This is a genomic window from Aeromonas sp. L_1B5_3 (assembly GCF_963866575.1).
In the GTDB taxonomy this organism is placed as follows: domain Bacteria; phylum Pseudomonadota; class Gammaproteobacteria; order Enterobacterales; family Aeromonadaceae; genus Aeromonas; species Aeromonas jandaei.
Genome location: NZ_CAWMDN010000040.1, coordinates 1 through 3,347, shown reverse-complemented (window position 1 = coordinate 3,347; position 3,347 = coordinate 1). Strand labels below are relative to the sequence as shown.

Below are 3,347 nucleotides of genomic sequence, written 5' to 3'. Positions count from 1 at the left end.
GTGTCAGGTGCAGCAGCCAGCGCTGACTACTGCGGGTAGGGGTTATCTTGGCGTTGGCGGCAACTTGTCCCAACCATTGACGTGAGTAGTGGGAGAGCGCTAATTCTTGGCTCATCGTGTCCTCCTAATCTCCTGCGACCGTGACGCTGAAACACTCCAACCGGCAGCAGGCAATGAAGTTGCTCTGCCAGATATCGAACAGCTCCCGCGCTTCGGCCAGTCGCAGTGGTCCCCAGCCCAACATGGTGTGTTCCCCATCGAGGAAGTTGAAATCGAGCTCTTTGCAGAGCTCGGCATCCTGGGCGAGCCCTTGGTAGCTGAAGTCGGTGACGTAATCGAACAGCCAGCCATCGAGCCCGCGGATCAGGCGGATCTCGACCGGGTGCACGCCGCCTTGCTCGGCGCTGTAGCCGGGATTGCGAAAGTTGAAGGTCAGTTGGGTTAAGCGCTCAAGATTGAGCTCGGTTTTAGCGACTTCCTGGTTAAGCTGAACCAGCAATGCTTGTGCAACGGGCATGGCAAAGCCGTCCCGGAAAAAGGGAATGGTCATGGTGTACTCCTTGTGGGGGTTAATCTTGGCCGAACAGCTCGCGCATTTTTTTGGCAACACGGGCACGGATCTGTTCATCAATAAAGGCGGTAATACTGGCGAGTGCCGCACTTAGCACCGCGATGTCATCGGTGAGCCCCATCGGCAACACGTCCGGGATCGCATCGATCGGTGAGATAAAGTAGGCCAGCGCACTGTAGATCAGCAGTTTGGCCCAGAGCGGTAAGTCATCCTTCTGGCTGGTGTAGTAGAGCAGCAAGCAGGTCTCGATAAAGGGCCGACCGGCACGTTTGGCAAAGGCCCAGAGTTTGTGCCAAAAGCCTGGGTGATCGAACGGCTCGCATTCAGGGGGAATGCAGGGGGGCATAGTGTGTCTCCTTCACAGGTGGGTGAATGGCAGAAATGAAAAGAGGAGGCAAATGCCTCCTCTTGGATGGGAATGGATGTGAGCTATTGGTCCCACATCAAGCAGTCAAACTCAGGGGTATTAGTGGCGGGCAGTACAGATGCGACCTCTTTGGTTGGCAGTGCCAGTTGCTTGCCGTCAGCCGTTAAAATGCTGATCGACTTGGCCTTGCGCAGCTTGCCCCACATGTCGAAGAAATTGTTCTCACCGACACGGGACTCGGTCTCATAGGGCGCATCGTATTGGCTGCCATCGACGATGATGGTGAAAGCCTGCCCAGCATAAGAGCCGTACTCCTTGCCCTGCACGGTAGCCGTCATGCTGACCTTGCGGGTGTCATTACAGGCGATATAGAGGTTGTTTTGCTCGTTGACCACCGCCGTGTATTCGCTGGTGCCCTGACCCCAGCCACTGCTCCAGCGTCCGGCCTCGCCATACGCAAAGGCGTTGCCGCACAGCAGCAGTGCTGTTGAGGTAATGAAGAGTTTTTTCATCCCTGTGACTCCTAAAGGCTCAAGGATTTAGATGAGCCATTAACGTGGTTATTTTTTGTAAAGCACGCTGAGTGAGTTATCCACCAAGTGCTTAACGATTTCATAGTCTGGATTGTAAGTGGCGAGATTATGTGCCGCGATAGTGACGGCAGATGCGATCCCGGCTAGACCGGTAATACCGCCAAAGACGCTGGCCCCTGCTGCGGCGATCCGACCCTTGGTATAGACCCGGCATTTCAGCCCAGCAGGTTCGATGCTGTTTTCAAGTTTTGTCACAGCGGCGCTCATTCGCCCCGATAGCCCCACGACTTCGAAAGATTTTCGTGCACGGATCAGTGAGGTCAGCTTGTCAGTACCCAGATCTTCATAAGTCAGTCTTTCCATGTTTTGTGTCCTTGGTCGTGTAGTAAGAGCGTCTTATGGAGCCCACCTGTTGCGAGTTAGTCACGATGGTTTATTGGCTGAGGGCCTCGCATCCGTGTCAAATCAGCATCAATTGCTGTCTGGTGGACTCATTAAGTCTTTAGTCTACCTTTTGAGTCCTTATCGTCAATGGGTCCATGGTCAACCATAGAGGTTGACTGGAGGACCCATGACAGATATCAACCTTGAGCTGTTAGCCAAGAGCGTTGGCAAGGCGATCAGCCACAAGCGTACTCAAGCCGGATTCACGCAAGAGCATGTGGCTGAACACCTCAATATCGGCATGGAAGCCGTCTCCCGGATGGAGCGGGGGATTGTGGTGCCGACCGTGGTGCGGCTGGCGGAGCTCGCTCAACTGTTTGGCTGTGAGCTGGCGGATTTCCTGCGCGAGACCAGTAACCGCCCGACCGAGCAGGGCATTGTGCTGAGCCAGCAACTGGCTCGGCTCGATGATGCTGACCGAACCCTGTTGCTGGAAACGGTAGAACGGTTGGTGGAGCGGTTGGCGCGTCCCAGCTGATCATCCACCATTCACTGGGGAGGTTATGGGTTCCCTTTCCCCAATTTATTGGTGAGTGGGCTCCTTCTTGGTTGCGGCCTCTGTGACGCTATGGTTGCTTGGCTTTGCGGTGCGTTACGCGAGGTAGCCGCCTCTGCCCCTGCGTTTCCATTCGCCGTCTCGTCGCTGTTGGCTTCGGGATAGAACTCCTCCAGCAGCATCGGCACCTCTTCATCGATATCCTCAAATTGGCCATTGCGCAGCAGGTCGCGAGCGGCCTGCTCCATCTGGTCGATGGCGAGCCCCGCCTCTTGATCACGCCGGGCGGCCTCCAGTGCTTGCCTGACTGCCTCAGTCAGGTTGGTTTCTTCCCGCAAGGTCAAATCCACGTAGTAGACCGGTGTGCGGTACGACTGGGTGGTGCTCTTGGCCCGCAACCGCAGGGTGAGCGGCAGATAGCGGGTATGGCCCCCGCTCACTGCCTCCAGGTACTTCAGTCGAGCCGCCAGAGTGCGCACCGAGTTGTAGCCGGTGGTGCGGAAGATAAAGCTACCCAGCTCATCCCCTTGCCCCTCCACAAACAGGTTCAGTCGTCCGTACAGCTTGCAGCCCTGTTGCCCTGCAAAGGCGCAGCGCTCTGGTCCAGGGCAGCTGACTTCCTCCATGCCTTGCGCCCCCACACGTCTCGCCACCTCCCCATTCCCGACACAGAGCGGCCTGCCGGTTTGCCGGTCAAAGGCGCTGTATTCCGCCCGCAGATTCAAGTCGCTGTCGTTGAACAGCACCCTCACTGGAATGGCGCGGATCTTGGTCTGCTCCTGCCCTTGGCCACTCTTTTGCGATGAGTAGTGTTGATGCAGGGGATGGAGCAACCATCCCCCCTTGTGCTGTATCTGGGTGGTGAGGGTGAAGCTGTCGTCCTTCTCCGGTACCCACTTATCCTGTTTTTGCACCAGCTTGCCGATGCAGATCCGC

6 protein-coding genes are annotated in these 3,347 nt (G+C 56.6%); 1 reads left to right on the top strand and 5 read right to left on the bottom strand.

Annotated features, from left to right (window positions below):
• Positions 1-124: 124 nt before the first annotated feature.
• The 4 genes from AACR93_RS03290 to AACR93_RS03275 form a co-directional block, all read right to left on the bottom strand.
• On the bottom strand, positions 125-550 hold the full coding sequence (locus AACR93_RS03290; protein ID WP_043852261.1) for a DUF2787 domain-containing protein: 426 nt from the start codon (positions 548-550) through the stop codon (positions 125-127).
• Positions 551-569: 19 nt separating this feature from the next.
• Positions 570-917 carry a YkvA family protein gene (locus AACR93_RS03285; protein WP_043852260.1) on the bottom strand — a complete coding sequence of 116 codons (348 nt, stop codon included), beginning with the start codon at positions 915-917 and terminating at the stop codon, positions 570-572.
• A gap of 83 nt (positions 918-1,000) precedes the next feature.
• Positions 1,001-1,450 carry a hypothetical protein gene (locus AACR93_RS03280; protein ID WP_043852259.1) on the bottom strand — a complete coding sequence of 150 codons (450 nt, stop codon included), beginning with the start codon at positions 1,448-1,450 and terminating at the stop codon, positions 1,001-1,003.
• A gap of 48 nt (positions 1,451-1,498) precedes the next feature.
• Positions 1,499-1,834 (bottom strand): hypothetical protein, encoded by a 336-nt coding sequence (locus AACR93_RS03275; RefSeq protein WP_025202118.1) that lies wholly within the window; start codon positions 1,832-1,834, stop codon positions 1,499-1,501.
• A gap of 208 nt (positions 1,835-2,042) precedes the next feature.
• Between AACR93_RS03275 and AACR93_RS03270 the strand changes: the two genes are divergently transcribed.
• Positions 2,043-2,393, top strand: a complete 351-nt coding sequence (locus tag AACR93_RS03270) for a helix-turn-helix domain-containing protein (RefSeq protein ID WP_043852258.1) — start codon at positions 2,043-2,045, stop codon at positions 2,391-2,393.
• Between the two features lie 23 nt (positions 2,394-2,416).
• On the opposite strand, the gene AACR93_RS03265 is transcribed toward AACR93_RS03270, so the two are convergent.
• The coding region (locus AACR93_RS03265) for a recombination directionality factor (RefSeq protein WP_197077989.1) at positions 2,417-3,347 on the bottom strand (931 nt) is incomplete at its 5' end.